General features: G+C 57.4%; 15 protein-coding genes. 9 read left to right on the top strand and 6 right to left on the bottom strand.

Translation table 11 applies throughout. The features are described 5' to 3' along the window. Window positions 1-689: 689 nt before the first annotated feature. Window positions 690-1,823, top strand: coding sequence for an ABC transporter ATP-binding protein (locus BMAGN_RS06410; RefSeq protein ID WP_022860278.1), 1,134 nt, complete (start codon window positions 690-692; stop codon window positions 1,821-1,823). 269 nt (window positions 1,824-2,092) lie between these two features. Further along, the gene (locus BMAGN_RS06415; protein WP_152593281.1) at window positions 2,093-3,541 is read left to right on the top strand and encodes a DUF4032 domain-containing protein; all 1,449 of its coding nucleotides are present in this window, start codon (window positions 2,093-2,095) and stop codon (window positions 3,539-3,541) included. A gap of 129 nt (window positions 3,542-3,670) precedes the next feature. Here the strand turns inward: BMAGN_RS06415 and rlmB are convergent, their stop codons facing one another. Further along, window positions 3,671-4,657 carry a 23S rRNA (guanosine(2251)-2'-O)-methyltransferase RlmB gene (gene rlmB, locus BMAGN_RS06420; protein WP_022860280.1) on the bottom strand — a complete coding sequence of 329 codons (987 nt, stop codon included), beginning with the start codon at window positions 4,655-4,657 and terminating at the stop codon, window positions 3,671-3,673. 124 nt (window positions 4,658-4,781) lie between these two features. Here rlmB and BMAGN_RS06425 point away from each other — a divergent pair, with 124 nt between their 5' ends. The 3 genes from BMAGN_RS06425 (at window position 4,782) to dcd (ending at window position 10,804) form a co-directional block, all read left to right on the top strand. Continuing rightward, complete coding sequence (locus BMAGN_RS06425; RefSeq protein ID WP_022860281.1) at window positions 4,782-7,787, top strand: cation-translocating P-type ATPase; 3,006 nt, start codon at window positions 4,782-4,784, stop codon at window positions 7,785-7,787. A gap of 370 nt (window positions 7,788-8,157) precedes the next feature. After that, window positions 8,158-9,948 carry a hypothetical protein gene (locus BMAGN_RS06430; protein WP_022860282.1) on the top strand — a complete coding sequence of 597 codons (1,791 nt, stop codon included), beginning with the start codon at window positions 8,158-8,160 and terminating at the stop codon, window positions 9,946-9,948. A gap of 277 nt (window positions 9,949-10,225) precedes the next feature. Next, window positions 10,226-10,804 carry a dCTP deaminase gene (gene dcd, locus BMAGN_RS06435; protein ID WP_022860283.1) on the top strand — a complete coding sequence of 193 codons (579 nt, stop codon included), beginning with the start codon at window positions 10,226-10,228 and terminating at the stop codon, window positions 10,802-10,804. A gap of 67 nt (window positions 10,805-10,871) precedes the next feature. Here dcd and BMAGN_RS06440 read toward each other — a convergent pair whose 3' ends face one another. After that, window positions 10,872-11,363, bottom strand: a complete 492-nt coding sequence (locus BMAGN_RS06440) for a nucleoside deaminase (protein ID WP_022860284.1) — start codon at window positions 11,361-11,363, stop codon at window positions 10,872-10,874. Window positions 11,364-11,435: 72 nt separating this feature from the next. Here BMAGN_RS06440 and BMAGN_RS06445 point away from each other — a divergent pair, with 72 nt between their 5' ends. Next, window positions 11,436-13,574, top strand: a complete 2,139-nt coding sequence (locus tag BMAGN_RS06445) for a Na+/H+ antiporter (RefSeq protein WP_022860285.1) — start codon at window positions 11,436-11,438, stop codon at window positions 13,572-13,574. A gap of 21 nt (window positions 13,575-13,595) precedes the next feature. Here the strand turns inward: BMAGN_RS06445 and BMAGN_RS06450 are convergent, their stop codons facing one another. Together BMAGN_RS06450 and BMAGN_RS08155 are read right to left on the bottom strand one after the other, a co-directional pair. Beyond that, a complete protein-coding gene (locus BMAGN_RS06450; protein ID WP_022860286.1) occupies window positions 13,596-14,381 on the bottom strand; it encodes a GntR family transcriptional regulator in 786 nt (261 codons plus the stop codon). Between the two features lie 61 nt (window positions 14,382-14,442). Beyond that, window positions 14,443-14,625 (bottom strand): P-II family nitrogen regulator, encoded by a 183-nt coding sequence (locus tag BMAGN_RS08155; protein ID WP_022860287.1) that lies wholly within the window; start codon window positions 14,623-14,625, stop codon window positions 14,443-14,445. 215 nt (window positions 14,626-14,840) lie between these two features. On the opposite strand from BMAGN_RS08155, the gene BMAGN_RS06460 reads away from it, so the two are divergent. From BMAGN_RS06460 to ilvA, 3 genes are all read left to right on the top strand, one after another. Then, window positions 14,841-17,066 carry an alpha-galactosidase gene (locus BMAGN_RS06460; protein WP_022860288.1) on the top strand — a complete coding sequence of 742 codons (2,226 nt, stop codon included), beginning with the start codon at window positions 14,841-14,843 and terminating at the stop codon, window positions 17,064-17,066. Between the two features lie 102 nt (window positions 17,067-17,168). Next, window positions 17,169-17,903, top strand: a complete 735-nt coding sequence (locus BMAGN_RS06465) for an alpha/beta hydrolase (RefSeq protein WP_022860289.1) — start codon at window positions 17,169-17,171, stop codon at window positions 17,901-17,903. 49 nt (window positions 17,904-17,952) lie between these two features. Next, window positions 17,953-19,218 (top strand): threonine ammonia-lyase, encoded by a 1,266-nt coding sequence (ilvA, locus tag BMAGN_RS06470; RefSeq protein WP_022860290.1) that lies wholly within the window; start codon window positions 17,953-17,955, stop codon window positions 19,216-19,218. 4 nt (window positions 19,219-19,222) lie between these two features. On the opposite strand, the gene BMAGN_RS06475 is transcribed toward ilvA, so the two are convergent. Both BMAGN_RS06475 and BMAGN_RS08560 read right to left on the bottom strand, forming a co-directional pair. After that, window positions 19,223-19,984 (bottom strand): SIR2 family NAD-dependent protein deacylase, encoded by a 762-nt coding sequence (locus tag BMAGN_RS06475; RefSeq protein WP_022860291.1) that lies wholly within the window; start codon window positions 19,982-19,984, stop codon window positions 19,223-19,225. A gap of 241 nt (window positions 19,985-20,225) precedes the next feature. Further along, window positions 20,226-20,566 (bottom strand): hypothetical protein (locus BMAGN_RS08560; protein ID WP_238548774.1); only part of this gene is annotated, 341 nt, incomplete at its 5' end.

Below are 20,566 nucleotides of genomic sequence, written 5' to 3' on the forward strand. Positions count from 1 at the left end.
TGATCATCTATCCGGACGGCAAAAATAATAAGGAACATGTGGGCGGTACGGTACGCAATGCGCACCATCATGCACATAAATCGGTGCGCCAGCACTACACAAGTCCGCGGAAACATAAATAAATAACATAAATAAATAATTGGTATCCGTGAAAATACGCAATTTGCTAGTTAAACGACGATTTTTACGCATAAGAATGGTTCCTTAACGGCGCGTGAAAACAAAACGAATATGGAACGTGAACGCGAACAGAAAACACGAACCGAAATCGTATGCATATGTCCGATATACGACACGCCCAAACGAAAAATCATATGGAATTTGCAATTGTCATATGAATGGAACATTCGGGTAGAAAAACGATTTAGCAATACGGGGGGTGTACGTGGCTTTCACCTATTTTTATATATCGCCCTCAGCGTGCGCTTGCTGGACAACGATTATGAAGAGTGTGTGAAGTTTTCTCGTATTGAATGAAAACGTTTGCTGTCACGCGGGAATCGTGTATAGTAAAACACAGCTCAATGAAGAGACGAAAACTCGGCACTGAGTTACAAGTAAAACGTGGAAATTCAAAGGCGTCGATGTAGACGTCGCTGAATGGAAGCACCAGAAACAAGTAATCCCCTCACAACGGATCGTTCGGCACGTACCTGCCGATGAAAGGATTAATGATGAAAGGATTAATAATGGCAGAAGTCATTTTCGATCATGTGACTCGTATCTACCCGGGCAATGACACCCCATCGGTAGACGATCTCAATCTCGACATCAAGGATGGCGAGTTCCTCGTATTGGTTGGCCCTTCTGGCTGCGGTAAGTCAACGACGCTTCGCATGCTTGCAGGCCTGGAAGAAGTGAACAAGGGACGCATCCTCATCGGCGGCACCGACGTTACGACCATGCAGCCGAAAGACCGCGACATTGCAATGGTGTTCCAGAACTACGCTCTGTACCCGCACATGACGGTTGCAGACAACATGGGCTTCGCCCTGAAGATCGCTGGCACGCCGAAGGATGAAATCCGCAAGCGCGTGGAAAAGGCCGCAGAGATTCTGGATCTTACCGAGTTCCTTGATCGTAAGCCGAAGGCACTGTCCGGTGGTCAGCGTCAGCGCGTGGCCATGGGCCGTGCAATCGTTCGTGAGCCGAAGGTCTTCCTCATGGATGAGCCGCTCTCGAACTTGGATGCAAAGCTTCGTGTGCAGACGCGTACGCAGATCGCTGCCCTGCAGCGCCAGCTCGGCGTCACCACGCTGTACGTGACCCACGATCAGACCGAGGCTCTGACGATGGGTGACCGTATTGCAGTCATCAAGCTTGGCATCCTGCAGCAGGTCGGCGCTCCGACCGAGCTGTACGATCGTCCGGCAAACGTGTTCGTGGCAGGCTTCATTGGCTCGCCGTCCATGAACATCAACACGCACCCTGTCGTCAACGGCAAGGCCCAGATCGGCGAAGATACTCTGGAACTGCCGAAGGATGCTGTCGCAAAGCTCACGCCGGAAGACAAGAACGAAATCGTTGTCGGCTTCCGTCCGGAAGACGCAACGCTGGCTGGCCCGGATGAGGCCAACGCCTTCTCGCTCAAGGTTATGAACGTGGAAGACCTCGGCTCCGACGGCTACATCTACGGCAACATCATCACGGACGAGGCTTCCGCCAACTCCGCTCATGACGCCATGATGTCCGACCAGAACAAGCTGACCACGATCCGCGTTTCGCCGCGCGCTCTGCCGAACGTCGGCGACGTCGTCAAGATCAAGGTCAACCCGGCCAAGATGCACCTCTTCTCCCCGTCGACCGAGCTGCGTCTGAACTAATAAAGTTTTCTCAATCGTTTGTTGAGAACCTTTCTGCCACAAGGGTCGCACCACCAAGCACAGCATTGTGCAAGGGGTGCGGCCCTTGTGGTGTTTATGGGGGAATTAGTGGGGACGCCATGACAAGACTCCACAAGGGCGCTCGCGCCAGTGGCTACGGCCGACTGTCGGCGATTCCCATACAGCACATTTCTTCGTGCGCGGCATCCGCGCTGAAACCGGTAATGCTAGGAAAACGTTGAGGTAAAGTGACGCATATGAGTAATGAGATGGATCCACGTGCCTTGAAGGCAACCTCGGTACGCGCTGAAGATCCCGCGTCCCAGTCGCAGGAACCTTCCGCGTTGAAGATCACCGCTTCCGGTTCCGATCCCAAAATGTTTTCCCTGCCGTGGGAGACTCCGCTGTCCGCATGGCCGCAGGACCTGCTGGTCAAGCTTCCGCGCGGTATCTCCCGCCACGTGGTGCGTTTCGTGCGCGTGGGCGACGACGTCTACGCCATGAAAGAGATCACGCGCAATGTAGCCGAGCGAGAATATGAGATTCTGCGCCAGCTCCAGAAATTGAATTTGCCTACCGTCCAGCCGATCGCCGTGGTGACGGGACGCCATGACACTGATGGCGAGCCGCTCGAAGCCATGCTCGTGACGCGTCATTTGCGCTTCTCGCTGCCATACCGCGCACTGTTCTCGCGAACGCTGCGCCCGGACACGGCCGAACGTCTCATCGACGCGCTTGCCGTGCTTATGGTGCGCCTACATTTGGCTGGTTTTTACTGGGGTGACGTTTCACTTTCGAACGTCCTGTTCCTGCGTGACGCCGACGCGTTCTCCGCGTTCCTCGTCGACGCCGAAACGGGCGATCTGCAAGTCAATTTGACCGATGGCCAGCGCGAATACGATATTGATTTGGCGCGCACCAATATTATTGGCGAATTGATGGATTTGAGTTCGGGCGAACTGCTGCCGATGGAAGTCGATGAAATCGAGATCGGCAATCGTTTGGTTGACCGTTACCATTCGCTGTGGAGCGCGCTTACGGACACCGACAAGTTCACGCCGAACGAGATGTGGAAGATTGAACAGCGCGTCAACCACCTCAATGACATGGGCTTCGATGTGGACGAGCTGGAAATGAACGCCACCGAGGACGGCAAGCGCGTCATGGTGCGTCCGCGCGTGGTGGACGCCGGATATGCGAGCCGCAAGCTGCTGCGCCTGACGGGCCTGGATGTACAGGAGAATCAGGCTCGCCGTCTGCTCAACGATTTGGACGCCTACCGCGCTTCCACTTGGCGTGAAGGCGACGATATTGAAATTGTGGCGACCGACTGGATGCGCGAGGTCTTCGAACCGACGGTTCGCATGATTCCGCGCGAATACCGTACGCGTATTGAGCCGGCCCAGTTCTTCCATGAAATTCTCGACCATCGTTGGTTCCTCGCGGAAAAGGCCGGCCATGACGTGTCGATGGGCGAGGCGATCCATTCCTATATCAAGAATGTGCTGCCGCAGTACCAGCTGGATCGCAAGACGCTTGACGAGCTTAATGAGGAAGCCGATTCCGGCATTGTCGATGAGCGCTCGACATATTATGATGCGCCGCAATCCGATGATGCGGATGATGATTCCGCCGAGTCTAGCTATCGTGCGCCCGGCGTCGATGAGGACGGATATAACGCGGAAGATGATCCGGATGCGGCCGTGTGGTCGCACTGAGATACGGTACCGTGCGAAACGGCGCGCTTCCGCGACCAGTACTATCTAAAAATTAATGAAAAAATTGGGTGGCTCCCGTACATCAGGAGTCACCCAATTTTTTATATATTCGATTACTCGATTATCCGATTATTCGGCGGCTTCGCGACGGGCGCGGTCCACGGCATACAGCGTGATGCCGGCCGCGACGGAAGCGTTCAGCGATTCGACCATGTTCGTCATAGGAATCTGGGCGATCGCGTCGCAGGCTTCGCGCGTCAGGCGGCTGATGCCCTTGCCTTCGGAACCGAGCACCACCACAAGCGGATCGGTTTCGAAACCGGTTTTGCCGACGAGCTTGTCGCTGCCGCCGGCCAGGCCGATGCTGTAGTAACCGCGTTCCTTAAGCGCCTCGATGGCCTTCGTGAGGTTGACCACGCGCGCCACAGGCATGTGGGCGGCCGCGCCTGCGGACACCTTCCAAGCGGCGGCCGTGACGGAAGCGGAACGACGCTCGGGCAGAATCACGCCGTTGGCGCCGAATGCGGCGGCCGAACGGATGACAGCGCCCAAGTTGTTCGGGTCGGTTACGCCGTCCAGCGCGATGAACAGCGGGCGGGCCAGCATGCGCGACTTGGGGTCGTTGGCATTTTCCATGGCCTTGGCCTTGCGCTCGGCGCGGTCGGCGAGTTCCTTGAGCGAGGAGTACTGGTACGGCTGGGCCTTGAGTACCACGCCCTGATGGTTGCCCGTATGCGCGATACGGTCCATTTCGAGACGGTCGGCTTCAAGAATGTTGAGGCCGTGCGTGCCTGCGAGACGCACGATTTCGCGCGTACGGTCGTCGTGCTCAATGCGCGTGGCCATGTACAGCGTGGTGGCCGGCACGCCTACGCGCAGCGCCTCGAGCACCGAGTTGCGGCCGACAACCAGATCGTCGGAATCCGAAGTGAATCGTGCCGCACGGCGACGAGCCGCCAGGCGCGGATCGGAGCGCAGGCGCTTTTCCGTGTGCTTCTTGGCAAAATATGCCTTGTGGTATACGCGGTCTTCCGCCTTCGGGGTCGGACCCTTGCCGCGTAATGCATTGCGATGTTTTCCGCCCGAACCTTTAGTCGGGCCCTTCTTCTGTGCCATAGTGACTATCTTCCCAGCACCCCGAGCCAAGATCGCCATACATGAAGATTCATGCGGCATGCGGGTATTCGCCCGTGAACAAATACCGGCATTTTCCCAGCTATGCCCCCTATGGTCGTGTGGTATGAGTGAACGTATTGTTGAAGAAGTGGAACCGGTGCCGGCGTCGGCCGCCGGACCCGAGCCTGTGCAGCCACAGTCGCCACAGGAATTGAAAGAAGTGCGTGCACAACAGCAACTGTTGACGGATGTCGATCCATCGCTAACGGACGCTGACAAAGTCGCACAACTGCTGCAAGTGGACCCCAACACTGGTTTGAGCAGCGCGGAAGCGAAGCGCAGGCTCGAAAAGTTTGGTCCCAACGAGCTGGCCAGCGCGCCGCCCGTACCCAAATGGAAGAAATTCCTGCAGCAGTTCCAAGATCCGCTCGTCTATCTGCTGCTGGCGGCCACCGTCATTTCCCTGATCGCTTGGTTCATTGAACGCGGTCATGGCGGAGACGGTGAAGCGTTGCCGTTCGACGCCATTGTGATTGTGCTGATCCTTATCGTTAACGCCGTGCTCGGCTATGTGCAGGAAGCCAAGGCCGAGCAGGCCGTCAGCGCGTTGAGCGAGATGACAGCGCCGCAAACCAATGTGTTGCGTGATGGCCGTATCCAGTGCATCAACACCACGGACGTGGTGCCCGGCGATATTGTGGTGCTCGCGGAAGGCGACACCGTTTCCGCCGACGGACGCCTGTTTGCCGCGGCAAGCTTGCGCATTGCCGAAGCGAGCCTGACGGGCGAGTCGGTGCCCGTCAGCAAGAAGCCTGAAACTTTGGCTTCGGCGAAGGCGCTGGGTGACCGTTCCAACATGATTTTCAACGGCACTTCCGTGACGCAGGGCACGGGCCGCGCCATCATCACGGGTACGGGCATGAACACGCAGGTCGGCAAGATCGCCGATCTGCTGCAGTCCACCGAAGACGAGGCCACGCCGCTGCAAAAGGAAATGAACCACGTTTCCAAGATCCTCGGCATCGCCGTGTGCATTATCGCCGCCGTGGTGCTGCTCGCACTCGCATTGATGGAAGGCTTCCGCAGCGTTGACGATGTAATCGAGTCGCTGCTGTTGGCCGTATCCTTGGCCGTGGCTGCCGTACCTGAAGGCCTGGCCACCATTCTTACCGTGGTGCTCGCGCTTGGCGTGCAGCGCATGGCTGAGCATCATGCCATTGTCAAGAAGCTCCATTCCGTGGAAACGCTTGGCTCCGCTTCCGTGATCTGCTCCGACAAGACGGGCACACTTACGAAGAACGAGATGACCGTGGAACGCGTGGTCACCGCTTCGGGCGAAGTGGCGATTACGGGCACGGGTTATGCTCCCGAAGGCGACATGATTGGCACGGACGGTTCCGCCGTCCCCGAAGATGTACGCCATGAAGTCATCTCCACGCTCGGCGCCGGCTACTTGGCCAATGACGGCGAATTGCGTGAAGGCGACAAGCCCGGCAGCTGGCAGGTCATTGGCGATCCCACGGAGGTCTCGCTTGTTGTGGCCGCCCGCAAGGTTCATGCCGACCGCCAGTACCACCGCTTCCAGCGCGTAGCCGAGATTCCGTTCACTTCGGAACGCAAGCGCATGTCGATTATTGCCCAGGACAGCACCGATGCGGGCAATCTCACCGTATTCGCCAAGGGCGCTCCAGACGTGCTGCTCGCATTCTGCAACCGCATCGCTGTCAACGGCGGCGCCGTCCGCCCGCTTACCGAGGGTGACCGTCAGCGTATTTTGAAGACCGTCGAAAAGCTGTCCAACGAAGCGTACCGTACGCTGGGCGAGGCGTACCGCCCGCTGGAAACCGCGTCGCTCGCGACCGTACCCGGCATTCGTACGAACGCCGCCGGCCAGCCCACCGACATCGCCGAACAAGCGGATGTCATTGAACACGACCTGATCTGGAACGGCATGGTCGGCATTATCGATCCGCCGCGCGTGGAAGTGCGCGACGCTGTGGCCGAAGCGCACCGCGCAGGCGTGCGCACGGTTATGATCACGGGCGACCATCCGCTTACCGCCGCACGTATCGCCTCCGATCTGGGCATCATCAAGCCCGATGAGCAGGCGCTGACGGGCGAAGAGCTCGACCAGCTTTCCGCAGACGGCAACACGCAAGCCTTCGACAAGGCGACTTCGCAAGTGTCCGTATATGCGCGCGTGGCACCGGAACACAAGCTCAAGATTGTGGAATCCTTGCAGCGCCAGGGCAACATCGTGGCCATGACGGGCGACGGCGTCAACGATGCCCCGGCCGTCAAGTCTGCCGATATCGGCGTCGCCATGGGCATTACGGGCACGGAAGTGACAAAGGAATCCGCCAAGATGATTCTGGCGGACGACAACTTCTCGACGATCGTGGCCGCCGTGCGCGAAGGCCGCAACATTTTCGACAATATCCGCAAGTTCCTGCGCTACCTGTTGAGCTCCAACGTGGGTGAAGTCTTCACGGTGTTCGGCGGCGTCATGCTCGCCGGATTCCTCGGCATCAGCCAGCCGGGCGCGCAAGGCGTGACCGTGCCGCTGCTCGCCACGCAGCTGCTGTGGATCAACCTGCTGACCGACGCCGCGCCGGCGCTCGCCATGGGCGTGGATCCCTCCACTGAAGACGTGATGAACCGCAAGCCGCGCAAGCTTACCGACCGTGTGATTGACGGCCAGATGTGGGGCGACATTATCTACATCGGCATCATCATGGCGCTTGTCACGTTGATCGGCATGGACATGCACTTGGATGGCGGCTTGTTCACCGATCGTTCCGTGGAAGCGATGGGACACGCGGCGCAAATGACCGAAGCGCGCACGATGGGCTTCACGATTCTTGTGTTCGCCCAGCTGTTCAACGCATTGTGCTCGCGCAGCCATTACCAGAGCGCCTTCCGCGGCCTGTTTGCCAACAAGTGGCTGTGGGGCGCGATCGCGCTGTCCATTGTGTTGCAGCTGTTTGTGATTTACATTCCGGGCCTCAACCTGGCATTCGGTACCACGCCGCTGCCGGCAACGGCATGGCTTGAATGTATCGGCTTGGCCGCAATCGTGCTTGTCGCGTCGGAAATCCGCAAGATCTTCCTACGCGCAATGCGTAAGTAATAGGCAAGCGAGTCGCGAATAACGCGCGAACGCAAGGCCGTATGAATCGTATGGTTCATACGGCCTTTTCATATGCGTATACGCTTTCGTGAACAATTTGAGGAGGCTTGGCAAAAGCTCTGGCATCCCCCCCCGAACCCATTATTTACGATGAACATATGTGAATTGACATATCCGGGGAAGGGTATGTCCGGAGCATTCAAGAGGGAATCATATCAATGAAATCCACCGTCATCCGCAATGTGGTTGCATTGATTGTTGCGGTAATGATGATCGTTACGGCGGCAATGCCGGTACCGCAAGTGTGGGCCGGTGAACCCGTCGTATCTGCGGACCCTACACGCTTGTCGTCAATCCCGACGGCAAGACGTTGGTGCAGGACAAAAATACGGTTACGCTGACCGACACGATGGAATACTGGCCATATGCGGTACGAGACGGCGTGAAGATACGCGCCTACGATATTGCGCTGATCCCCGAATCCGTGACGATCCACAAAATGAACGCGGACGGGTCGAAAGGCGAAAAGCTTGACAACCACAAGTACCCGATGACGTATGAAACCGAGGAAATCCAACCCAATTGGGCGCCCGTCCCGTATGTGAACAACATTCTGAGGTTCACGCTGCCTGATGCGACGCCATTGATTATCGATTACACCTACGCAGTTATCGTGATGAAAGACGAGCACGGCAAACCGATCACGGACCAGATCCAAACGGGAGCTGTAGGCGGGGGAGCGGTGAAGAACAAAGCCGTTCTGGAAAGCGGCAGCAGTGCGGAGGTGCCGTGGGTGGTCGGCAAATTCCAGTCGGGCGCAACGGCCTCCATCGATGCGATGTTTGCCTACAAAGTCGATTCGACGAATTACACGGCCACCATTCCGGGAGCGCGCTTCAAACTGTGCAAATGGATTGGAGACGACTGGACTGGCGGCGAATTGCCGCGTGGATCCTACGATTCGTATGCCGCGTGCGTCCCTGAAAATGAAACGGGATCGCAGCTCGCGGACGGACAAGGTCCGCTGGTCTCGACGAACGGCGGCCGATGGGTGCTTGTCAACGACAACGTGGTAGCGGGATCGGATGGTCTGGTCGTCATTCAGGAGATCGTCGCCAAAACGCAAGGCGATGTGCGTACGTTCCTCGACGCCAACGTGGCATACGCGCTTGTGGAAACAGAGGCGCCCAGCGGATACATTCTCGACCCGCGCCCGCATTTCTTCCACCGCTTTACGAGCGCGTCCCCGGCCGTACACAAGCCGACCGACGTCGAATCGCAGGCGATGATGAACAATGCCGTGATGTATGTGCCCAACATGAGCCAGCGCTCGCCGCTGCGCATTGAAAAGCGCTGGTTCGCGCCAGCCGAAAATGGCGGCGAGCCGATTCCCGTAGACAAGGAAGACGGCGAAATTTCGGTGGACATCTACCGCAGCAGCACCACGATGAAAGCCGGACACCGCTACATGGAGTATGACGTCAAAGCCGTGAACGCCTATAACGATGCGATAGTGCACGATATTGAGTCGGGCAAAATGGTCACGAACTCCACCGTGACCACCACCATTGACGGCTATGCCGATTGGATGGCGGATAAAACCGAGCTGAAAGTCAATGGTAAAACCGTGGCTAGAGGCGCTGCAGTGAACAACTACGAAGTGACGCTTGCCACCGACACGCAAATCGAAGTGGTAGTTCCGCACAGCGACCAGCACACGTATGCCGTGGAGCGCGACTCGCAGCCTGCGGAAAACGCCGCTGAAGTGAACAAGGATGAAGAAAAGAAGCTCTACCGCAAAGGCATCACGGTGTCCGCAAAGAACGGTTGGACCACGATGGTGGACGACTTGCCGCGCTTTGAAATGAGCGAGGACGGCAAGCTCATCACGTACTTCTACTATTCGATCCGCGAGACGGGCAAAGCCGCGCTCTACCAGGTCGCCAAAAGCAGGAGCTACGCGTTGGACCCGTATGAAAACAACGACGGCATCCAATTGGGCACGATTTACGCGAACAATTGGCGCTACGCTACGAACGGCGATGATACGGGAGTGGAATTGCCGGGAACGGGCGCCGAGGGACGCTCGGTAATGCTTACGGCCGTAGCGCTTGCCATGCTGGCGTCCGCGTTCCTGTTGTTGAGGAAAATTGTACAGTGACCCGTATTCTCAGCTAATTTTCAGTAAATTGCACGGCTTGACTCAGACTGGCCCGATATATTGCAATTATCAGCTAAGAACAACTGATCAGGAACATACTTCCCGATAATTGAATATTCCTCTTTCTTCTTCTCTCTCTATTTCCGAAAAGGGCCCCGGCACATGACCGGGGCCTTTTTACTATCCGCTGTACCACCCGCTTGATTTTGCAAACGTTGCGTATGAAAGTCCGGTATGCGAGTGGCGCGGAACATATCCGTTCTATAAGATACATGCCATGCTGCTATCCGATCGCGATATTTTGGCCGCGCAAGCCGACGGCCATATTTCATTAGATCCGTGGACACCAGAGATGGTGCAACCCGCGTCCATTGACGTACGTTTGGATCGATATTTCCGTTTGTTCAACAACCATGCCTACACCTATGTGGATCCCGCCGAGGATCAGGGAGAGCTTACCGAACAGTTCGAAGTGGCCCCCGATGAACCGTGGATTTTGCATCCGGGCGAGTTTGCGCTCGGCTCCACATGGGAATACGTCAAGCTCGACTCCACTGTGGCCGCGCGTCTGGAAGGCAAGAGCTCGCTGGGACGTTTGGGAATCCTTACGCATTCCACGGCCGGCTTTATTGATCCGGGCTTCGAAGGGCATATCACGCTGGAACTGTCCAATGTGTCGACATTGCCCGTGAAATTGTGGCCAGGCATGAAAATCGGCCAAATGTGCTTCTTCCAAATGAGCTCGCCTGTGGAACATCCTTACGGATCCAAGGACACGGGTTCGCATTACCAGGGTCAGCGCGGACCTACGCCGTCACGTTCGTATGTGAATTTCTACAAGGCCCAGATTTCCTGAGTCCTGCCTGATGTTCTGCATTGATAGGGCCGGCTTGTCCTTTTCGACGGGCCGGCCCGTTTGACAACTACCGTTGGCGGGAATGGGCGAAAAAATTGCTTAAGAGTTGGGCGCACTGCTGTTCTTCGACGCCGCCATATACGTATGGTTTGCTGCCCACATGCGGATCGCGAGGAATGTCCCACACGGAGCCGCATGCGCCGAGTTTGGCATCCCAGGCGCCAAACACAATATTGCCCACATGCGTTTGTAGGCATGCCCCCGCACACATGGGGCACGGCTCGAGTGTCACAATAAGCGTGCAATCGCTTAAATTCCACGTGCCCAAATGTTCGGCGGCCTGGCGCATGGCCAGCACTTCCGCATGGGCCAACGGATCCGTGGCAGCTTCGCGTTCGTTGTAGCCGCGGCCAATAATCGCGCCCGATTCGTCCACCACAAGCGCGCCGATTGGAATATCGCCGTACTCACCCGCTTCCCGCGCCAAACGCAGCGCCTCTTGCATACATTCGCGCCAATACGCGCGCTGCGTGGCGATTCCCCGATGTTCCAGACTCATATCCTTTATCCTAGAGGAGTGCGCCGCAATGATGCACGGTAGTCTGGATGCAGTTGAAGAGAGGACACGGTCGTGGCGGTTTTTGAAATGGTGCTCTATATTGTGGCGGCGGTAGTGTTGTCCTCCTTCCTCAGCCGATTCTTGCCTCGCATTTCCTTGCCTCTGGTCCAGATTGTGCTGGGCTTGATCGCTTCGCAACTCTCGTTTTTCCCCGACACGCAACTCGATCCGGAACTGTTCATGGTGCTGTTCATTGCGCCGTTGCTGTATCTGGAAGCGCATGAAATCGATAAAAACGCGTTGTTGCGTTCACTGAAACTCTCTTTATCGCTGGCCATTGGCCTTGCGGTGGCCACGATGGTGGCCGTGGGATTCATATTGCATTCCGTGTGGCCGATTATTCCGTTGGCCGCGGCACTTGCGTTGGGCGCCGCATTGGGGCCGACCGACGCCGTGGCCGTGAGCTCCTTAAGCAACGAAGCCTCATTGACGAGCCGTCAGATCGGCGTGCTCAAAGGCGAGTCATTGTTCAATGACGCGTCGGGCATCGTGGGATTCCAGTTCGCGATCGCGGCCGCGATGACGGGTGTCTTTCAAGTGGGGGAGGCCGTTAGCGAGTTTGTCGTGTCGTTTATTGGCGGCACGCTGTTTGGTATTGTGGTGGGCCTCGTGGTCAACTGGCTATTCGAGACGATTCGTACGCTGGGTTGGGAGACGACCACCACGCGCATCCTTATGGAATTATTCCTGCCGTTCCTGTTATATTTGGGTGCGGAAAGCCTGCATGTGTCCGGCATTTTGTCCGTGGTGGCAGCCGGTCTGCTTATCAATTTCGACCGTACGGGCATCGGTCCGAATGTGGCGCGCGCCAATATTGTGTCCACGAGCGTGTGGAGCGTGCTGTCGGTTTCGCTCAACGGTACGGTGTTCATTTTGCTGGGCATGATCCTGCCCGACGCCATGCGTTCCAGCTGGGATAACGCCAATGTGAGCAACGCCATGCTGCTGGGCTCGATTAGCGTGGTCTCCGTAGTGGTGATCGGCATGCGATTCTTGTGGATTGCGCTGATGCTGCGCATCACGCGTGCCGAGGATACGCGTCAGCGCCGCAAAATGACGAAGGAACGCTGGCGTTCCGCCGCCGTCATGACGTTTGGCGGCCCCAAGGGCACTATCACGTTGTCCTTGATGTTCACGATTCCATTCACTGTGGCTTCAGGCGCATGGTTCCCGATGAGGGACGAGCTGATTTTCATTGCGGGCGGCGTGATTATTGTGACGCTCGTGCTCGCCAATTTCCTGCTGCCCGTCATCGCACCGCACAAGGGCGGCGATACAAGCGAACGCATGAACGAGATTTCCGTGGAAGTGTTGCGCCGGACTGTGGAAGAGCTTGCGGATCGTACCACAGACGAGAACCGTCGTGCGCTCATGCCCATTATCGACTCGTATACCAAACGCATCACGCGCATCAAGCAGATGCTCGGCCAAGTCGACATGGGCGCTTACCAGCGGCTGCAAATCGACGCCTTGGAATGCGAAAAGGAGTACGTCAAGCAGCGCTTGGCGGAACTCAAGCGCAATATTGCGGAACATGCCGCGTCAACTTCCGCACCGACTGTCGTCAACACTCCGCAAGACGTACGCGACTGGAGTGGCGACGGCAGTATACAGGAAGCGCAAATCGAAGCGTGCGAACGACTGCTCGATCAAATCATGCATGCGATGCGTCGTGTCGATACCGATGAGCAGCGCGGCAGGATAAGCTGGCTGATGCGCGGCCGCATGCGCTCGCTGCAGCGTCGCGCAACATTGCTGACCCGGCGTGTAATCGGCAAATTCCACCGCAGCACGGCACTGAGCAGCGAACGTGAGATCTATACGCAACTGTACCTTATACAAATTGACGCTTTCGATCGAGTGATCGACTGGCTCTACGAACAGATGGCGCAAGACACGTATCCCACGGAATACGTGTCGATGTTGCTCATGGATTACCGCCGCGCGGAAGCGGCGCTCAAGTCGCGCCCGAATATGGCGGGCTCGATGGAATTGCTCGAAAGTATCGAGCGCGCCAAGCGTGAGAGTTACGGTATTGAGCTCGGCGTTATCCAAGGGATGCTCGAGGATGGCCAGATTACGCGTGCCCAGGCCCGTGCTCTACGCAAGAACGTGTATGTCATGAGTGTGGATGCGGACGCGAGTGTGTGAGCATCGCTGTGCCAACTGCAGCTATTCAGGCAAGGTATGCGATGTGGTCAAGCGCACTTGAGTGGCCACATACGTATCGATAGACACGATCACCGTATGTCCAAGCGCATCTTTCGCGCGAGAAAATGCACAGAGCAACGGTGTTCCGGTGGGTATGTGCAGGTACTTGACCGCATTGCCAAATCCGGGCATGACCTCGATGGTTTCATCGACGGAACGAATAGTGGTGCCATATTCGAACTGCAATGTTTGATAAATGGACTGCGTCATGTCGTGGTCCAGAAAATCCGGATAGTCGTGCGGATGCAGATATGTCTGCTCATATGAGAACGGCTGATTTGAGACCATTCGCACGCGTTCCACACGAATCAACGGCTGGGAAGTCGGTACGCGGAATAGCTGGCATATTTGATCGGAGCACTGCTGGATGCGCGCGCTGATTACTGTGGTTGTGCAATCAATGCCCTGCGAGGCCAGCATATGGGGCAATCCTGAGGTGCTTGCGGTGCTGCGATTGAATATTCGTGCGGATTTTGCGTTGACATCGATACGCGAGGACATGGTCTGGTGGGCAATGTCGGTGGCGATCACCGTCCCTGAACGTCCCGGCTTGGTGACGATTTCACCACGTTCGCGCATAATGGCCAATGCGTTGCGTACGCTGGAGCGCGATACTTGCAAACGTGCGGCCAGTTCGCGTTCCGAAGGCAATCTGTCGCCGACGTGCAGTCCGTCGAGGTCGGCGAGCAGATGGATACCTTGTAGCGTACGCGTTGCCGCCGTTCCGATATTTGCCCGTGTCGCCATATTGTTCCCCGTTCGTCATGCCGTGGAATATTACCGGTATGGTAACGGGGAAATGTAACGACTACAGTGCTTCGTCTTCGCGCTCGTTGGTACGGATGCGGATTGCCTGTTCCACATTGCGTATGAAGATCTTTCCGTCTCCAAAGCTTGAGGTGCTTAGCCGGTCAATCACGGCGTCGACAATGGCATCCACTTCATCATCGCGGACCACTGTGCGTACGCTAATTTTGGGCAGTAGCGCCACCGCATCTTTTTCAGACCAAAAAACAGACCAAAGCCGCGGGATGGTAGATTTTGTTTTCTTAGTGCAAAATAACGTGATGATCCCGTGAAATTGGTTTCATATTTGTGCGAAATTACGTATCGTAAGAATCGGAACAACAATGGAATGGCCTGCGGGCCAAACAAGCCACATGATTTGGCAATGAAGCCGAAACATGCTGGCAGAAGGACGATTCAATGACGCATATGCAACTTTTCCACGGCACCACGAGCGACGGCACGAAGACTCAAGCCCTGTATGCGGAGCGCCCGGACGCCAATGTGGCGTTCGCGCTGGCATTCCCCGAAAATGAACTGCCGCGATTTGTGTACTGGGGGCGCCCGCTTAGCGCTCCTGAAACCGTGATCGACATGATGGACGCGTCTCGTCCTCAGCGCGTTTCCGGCGCGCTCGACTACACGGCGTGGCCGAGCATTCTGCCGACGCAATCGGAATCCTGGATCGGTGAACCGCGTCTCGATATTCGCCGTGACGGCACCACGCTGTTCTGCAAGTTTATTGTCAGCGACATCAATGTTGACGACCACACGGTAACCGTGACCGCGGCCGACAAGGAACAGGGCGTTCAGCTCATGTGGGCCTGCACGTTGGACGTGTCCGGACTCGTGATGCAGAAGGCCACGATCACCAACTTGGCTGACGGCACGCTCGAAGTGGGCAAGGTGGAACTCGGCATGCCGGTTCCGGCTTACGCCACGGAAATTCTTACGACTACGGGCCACCATCTTCGTGAACGTTCCCCGCAGCGCCAGCCGCTGACCGTGGGCCGTTTCCAGAAGGCCAGCCTCGTGGGCCGTCCCGGTTTCGACGCTTCGCTGCTGTTGACGGCCGGCGCTCCGGGCTTCGGCTTCAATAATGGCGACGTGTACTCCGTGCACGTGGCGTGGAGCGGCAATACGCTGCTGTCCGCGGAACGCCTTCCGTACACTTCGGGCCTGATTGGCGGCGCGGAAGTGCTGTTCGGCGGTGAAATCGCGCTGGAGAACGGCGATTCCTACACCACGCCGGAGATTGTGGGTTCCTTCGGAGCGGGACTGAACGAAGTCGCTTCGCGCTTCCACGCGTTCCTGCGCAATACGCACCGCGAATGGTGCGCGGAACGTGGCATTGAACGCAAGCCGCGCCCCGTTATTCTGAACACTTGGGAAGCTGTGTACTTCCAGCATGACTACAAGACGCTGACCGCTTTGGCGGACAAGGCCGCGGAAGTCGGCGTGGAACGCTTCGTAGTGGACGACGGCTGGTTCGGTTCCCGCCGTGACGACACCTCGGGCTTGGGCGATTGGGAAATCTCACAGGACATGTGGCCGGAAGGCGAAGAAAGCCTCAAGGCGCTGGCCGACTACGTGCACGGCAGGGGCATGGAATTCGGCCTGTGGTTCGAGCCGGAAATGGTAAACCCCGACTCCGAGATGTTCCGCAACCATCCGGATTGGGTCCTCAAGCCGACGGAGAACCGTCTGCCGATGCAGGGCCGTACCCAGCAGGTGGTCGATCTGACGAATCCGGATGCGTACGCATACGTGTACAACGCGATGGATTCGCTCGTCAACTCGTTGGGTATCGACTACATCAAGTGGGACCACAACAAGTTCGTCACCGAATCCGTCTCTCCCCGTACGGGCAAGCCCGCCACGCACGCGCAGACGCTGGCCGTGTACAAGATTTTCACGGATCTGAAGAACGCGCATCCGGGACTTGAAATCGAAAGCTGCTCTTCGGGCGGCGGCCGTATTGACCTCGGCATTCTGCAGGTGGCCGACCGCGTGTGGGCTTCCGATTGCGTGGATCCCGTCGAGCGTGCGGACATCCAGCGTTACACTTCGCTGCTTGTCCCGCCGGAGATGATCGGCGAGCATGTCGGCGATTCGCCGGCCCACTCCACGCAGCGCGCCACGAGTCTGGAAATGCGCATGGCCATGGCCTTCTTCGGTCACATGGGTGTGGAATGGAACCTGCTCAAGCAGCCGCAGGAAGACCTGGAAATGCTGCGCCAGTGGATCGAGGAGTTCAAGCTCCACCGTGAGGAATTCTCCGCGGGCTCTGTGGTGCATGGCGACGACCAGGATCCGGCCGTGCGTTTGGACGGTGTGGTGAGCGCGGACAAGAAGCACGCCATCTACCGCTTCACGCAGCTGACCACCTCCCAGACCTACCCGGCCGGAACGGTTCGCCTTCCGGGTCTCGACCCGCAGGCTGTTTATCGCGTCAAGCCGATGGGCGTGAGCTACGAAAGCGGTCTGCTTGGTGAAAACCGCATCAACAATGCGCAAAGCGCATTGGGCTGGTGGACTCCCGACGGAGTCGCCCTGCCGGGCGAGGCTTTGGGCACCTACACGGGCGTCCGTCCGCCAAGCCTGCACCCCGCTCAGGCCGTCCTGATCCAGGTAGACATGCAGTAAGCCTTACATGACATAAATCATATGTTCTAATGGAAGTGCGCCGATTGCAAGACTCCAACCTTGCAATCGGCGCCTTGCTATATCGGGGGCTATATTGGGGGTATGACTACACCACTTATCGGCCGCCCGTCAACCGTAGTGCCGGGCCATTTCGGAGACCCGCTCACCATTACGAAAGCCGTATACTCGCGCCAGCAAGCGGCAGCCGCACCGTCGCGCCCGCTTTTTCTGTGCTTGCACGGCTGGGGGTCGAATGAAGACGACCTTGCCGACATGATGCGCTACGTCGCGCCTTACAACGACTACATTGCGTTGCGTGCGCCACTGACGCTCGCAGAACCGTCCATGTTCCAGCCCGGCGCCTACTCGTGGTTCCATGATTGTGTGCCGACCGGCGAAGATCTGGATTACGACGCATTCGCCGCCGCAACGGCCATCGATATGTGGGTTTCCGAAAATATTGACGATTCGCGCGCCGTGGTGCCGATCGGATTCTCCCAGGGAGCCCTGCTCGCCATCCATTTGCTGCGCGTTCATCCGGAACGCTATCAGGCGGCCATCCCGCTTTCCGGATTCCTGGCGCCCGGCATTGTCCCGGGAACGGCGCCAGCCGACGACCGGCTGATCGATCTCAATATTCCCGTCTTTTACGGATATGGCCAAGCGGACACCGTACTGCCGAAATATACGATCTACGAGACCGTCGCATGGCTCAGCGAGCACACATGGCTTACGGACCGTTCCTACCGCGGACTTGATCATGCGGTCAGTATGGAAGAATTTAGCGATCTGCGCCGCTGGATGCTCGACCACAACCTTACGAGCGGGCTGCTGTGAAAATGGGATAGTCCGTCGGCTCCATGCGCCATTTTCTTAGAATACGGCCATGGAACAGAAAGACGTACTGCAAGCAATGCGCCGCGACCACACCGCGGAACTCAATCAGGCCATGGAACGGCTGGAACCCGTCGTCAAGCACACGAAAGTGATTCCGTCCGACGTGCTAAGTGACATGACGGGCCACCGCGTGCTCATGAAACCGGAAAATCTGCAGATTACCGGATCCTTCAAGATTCGCGGCGCCTACAACAAAATCGCGTCCCTCACCGACGAGGAACTCGAGCGCGGCATCGTGACGGCGTCCGCAGGGAACCATGCGCAAGGCGTGGCCTATGCGGCGCGGGAACGCGGCGCCAAGGCGACGATCGTCATGCCCAATATCACGCCGCCACTGAAAGTGGACGCGACCAAGGCTTACGGCGCGCAAGTGGAACTTAAAGGCAACGTATTTGACGAAGCCGCCGCCTACGCGCTCGAACTGAGCCAAACGGAAGGCATGACTTACGTGCCGCCGTTCGACGACTACGAAGTGCTCTGCGGGCAGGGCACGATCGCCATGGAAATCCTTGAAGACGTGCCCGACGTGACCGATATTGTGGTACCGCTCGGAGGAGGCGGACTTGGAGCGGGCGTGGCGCTTGCCGTGAAAATGTTCCGTCCGAGCGTGCGCGTGATCGGTGTGATTCCGGAAGGGTCTCCCGCATTCCGCAAATCGCTGACCGTGGGCAAAGTGGTGCCGGCCGACCAGGTGGTCACCTCCGCGGAAGGTGTGGCCGTCAAGCGCCCGGGCGATCTCACGTTCGCGCTGCTCAACGAATTCCTCGACGACTTGGTGGAAGTTTCCGAACGTGACATCAACGAGATGATCCTGCTCATGCTTGAAAAGCACAAGCTTGTGGTGGAGGCTGCGGGCGCGGTATCGCTGGCCGCGCTGGAACACTTGAACTTGCGTTCACGTGTATTCGCGGCCGATCCGAACGAGCACGTGATTGTGCCAATCGTTTCCGGCGGCAACATCGATACGGTCACGATCGGCGCCGTCATTCAAAAGGGCATGATCGCGCGCGGCCGCATTATGAACTTTGAAGTGGAGCTTCCCGATATTCCAGGCCAGCTCGTCAAGGTGGCCACATTGCTCGCCGCGGAACGCGCCAATGTCATTGAACTTGAACATAACCAGTTCAAGGCGGAAGCGCATTACACGAACGCCGTATCGTTGGGCGTCACTGTCGAAACGAACGGCCCGGAACATATTGAACGCATCCTCTCGGCGCTACGGGAAGCCGGATTCGCGCCGAAGAGGATTTACTGAACTCTCAGTCCGCCGTATTCTCGGCGATCGTACGCTCCACCAATTCAGGAAGCGCCACGGCGATATCTTCCTGAATCAAGGTGGTGGCGAGACGGTCGTACTGCGTACGGCCCATGTTCATGATCGTGATCGGAACGCCGGCCTGTGCCGCGACGGGCACAAGCGAGGCCGCCGGGAACACTTCAAGAGTGGATCCGATGACCCAGAATTCGTCGGCCTGCGTGACGGCGCGCATGGAACGCTCCATCGCGCCCTCCGGCAGCGCCTCGCCGAAATAGACCACATCCGTTTTCAGCAAACCATTGCACGGCATATTGCCGCTATACGGAAGATTGCGATGGCAGTGCGGATCCGGTTCCTCGTCCAAACGCGCCATAATGTCGGCGGTCTGGTACTTTTTATGGCACTTCATGCAGTGCGAGGTGCCGATAGTGCCGTGCAGATTCACAATAAGATCCGGATTGTTGCCGGCCTTTTCGTGAAGCGCGTCAAAATTTTGCGTGGCCAGCAGGCTCAGCATGCCCGCCTTTTCAAGTTCCACGAGCGCGTAGTGTGCGGCGCCAGGCTGTGCGTTCCAGACAGGGGACTCTTTCTGCCAGCGCCACGAGTACTCGCGGTCTTCCTTGCTCGTAAGGAAACGGTCGATGTCGTAGACGGCCATTTGGTCGGGATGTTTCGTCCATACGCCGTCCGGTCCGCGGAAATCCGGAATACCGGCGGAGGTGGAGATGCCGGCGCCTGTCAATACTGCAATTTTTTTCGTCATGCGTACTGTAATAGCACGGTTTTATGGGAAGCGGAAAGTTGTAAAAAATGTGTATAGGCGCCCTATATTTCCTTGATTTCCAGCCCTGTTTTGAAAAGATAGGTATAGCAAGAAAAGCGACCGAAATGGTCACTGAGATATAAGGAAATTACATTTTCATGGGAATGATTATGTTCATGTGGATTATGGGCGTCATTGTGAGCCTAATCAGCCTGAGTGTGGTGTTCGCCTGGCGTATTGCTCAACAGCAACCACCGGTCGATGATTTTGGAGTGCCTGTATTGCGCAGGCCGCTCGCAGTGTGGCGTGCAGAATAAATGATTGAATGAGTGATTGGATAAACGATCGCCCCGGCCGTGTGTGGCCGGGGCTTTTGATTTAAGGTCAACACGCCCAGTTTAAGAGATTTTCTCCAAGTTTGCTGGGTTTTTGGTGCGGGTTTGCTGTGTGCGACACGCCGGTGGAGTGTTGGTTTTGCAAGGGTTTGTTCGGGGCGGGTTGCGTTGCTGGCGTTCGGGGTGTAAGTTGTTTTCTTGCTGCCGCACGGCGGGACGGTTTCTTCGAAAGGCTTGTCTTGTTGTG

Source organism: Bifidobacterium magnum, assembly GCF_000741255.1.
Lineage (GTDB): Bacteria > Actinomycetota > Actinomycetes > Actinomycetales > Bifidobacteriaceae > Bifidobacterium > Bifidobacterium magnum.

Excerpts from the sequence above, each read along its gene's own strand:
- BMAGN_RS06415 (WP_152593281.1), top strand. The coding sequence starts at position 2,093 with ATGGATCCACGTGCCTTGAAGGCAACCTCGGTACGCGCTGAAGATCCC.
- BMAGN_RS06475 (WP_022860291.1), bottom strand. The coding sequence starts at position 19,984 with ATGACGAAAAAAATTGCAGTATTGACAGGCGCCGGCATCTCCACCTCC.
- rlmB (WP_022860280.1), bottom strand. The coding sequence starts at position 4,657 with ATGGCACAGAAGAAGGGCCCGACTAAAGGTTCGGGCGGAAAACATCGC.
- BMAGN_RS06460 (WP_022860288.1), top strand. The coding sequence starts at position 14,841 with ATGACGCATATGCAACTTTTCCACGGCACCACGAGCGACGGCACGAAG.
- BMAGN_RS06425 (WP_022860281.1), top strand. The coding sequence starts at position 4,782 with ATGAGTGAACGTATTGTTGAAGAAGTGGAACCGGTGCCGGCGTCGGCC.
- BMAGN_RS06450 (WP_022860286.1), bottom strand. The coding sequence starts at position 14,381 with ATGGCGACACGGGCAAATATCGGAACGGCGGCAACGCGTACGCTACAA.
- BMAGN_RS06465 (WP_022860289.1), top strand. The coding sequence starts at position 17,169 with ATGACTACACCACTTATCGGCCGCCCGTCAACCGTAGTGCCGGGCCAT.
- BMAGN_RS06440 (WP_022860284.1), bottom strand. The coding sequence starts at position 11,363 with ATGAGTCTGGAACATCGGGGAATCGCCACGCAGCGCGCGTATTGGCGC.
- BMAGN_RS06410 (WP_022860278.1), top strand. The coding sequence starts at position 690 with ATGGCAGAAGTCATTTTCGATCATGTGACTCGTATCTACCCGGGCAAT.
- dcd (WP_022860283.1), top strand. The coding sequence starts at position 10,226 with ATGCTGCTATCCGATCGCGATATTTTGGCCGCGCAAGCCGACGGCCAT.
- ilvA (WP_022860290.1), top strand. The coding sequence starts at position 17,953 with ATGGAACAGAAAGACGTACTGCAAGCAATGCGCCGCGACCACACCGCG.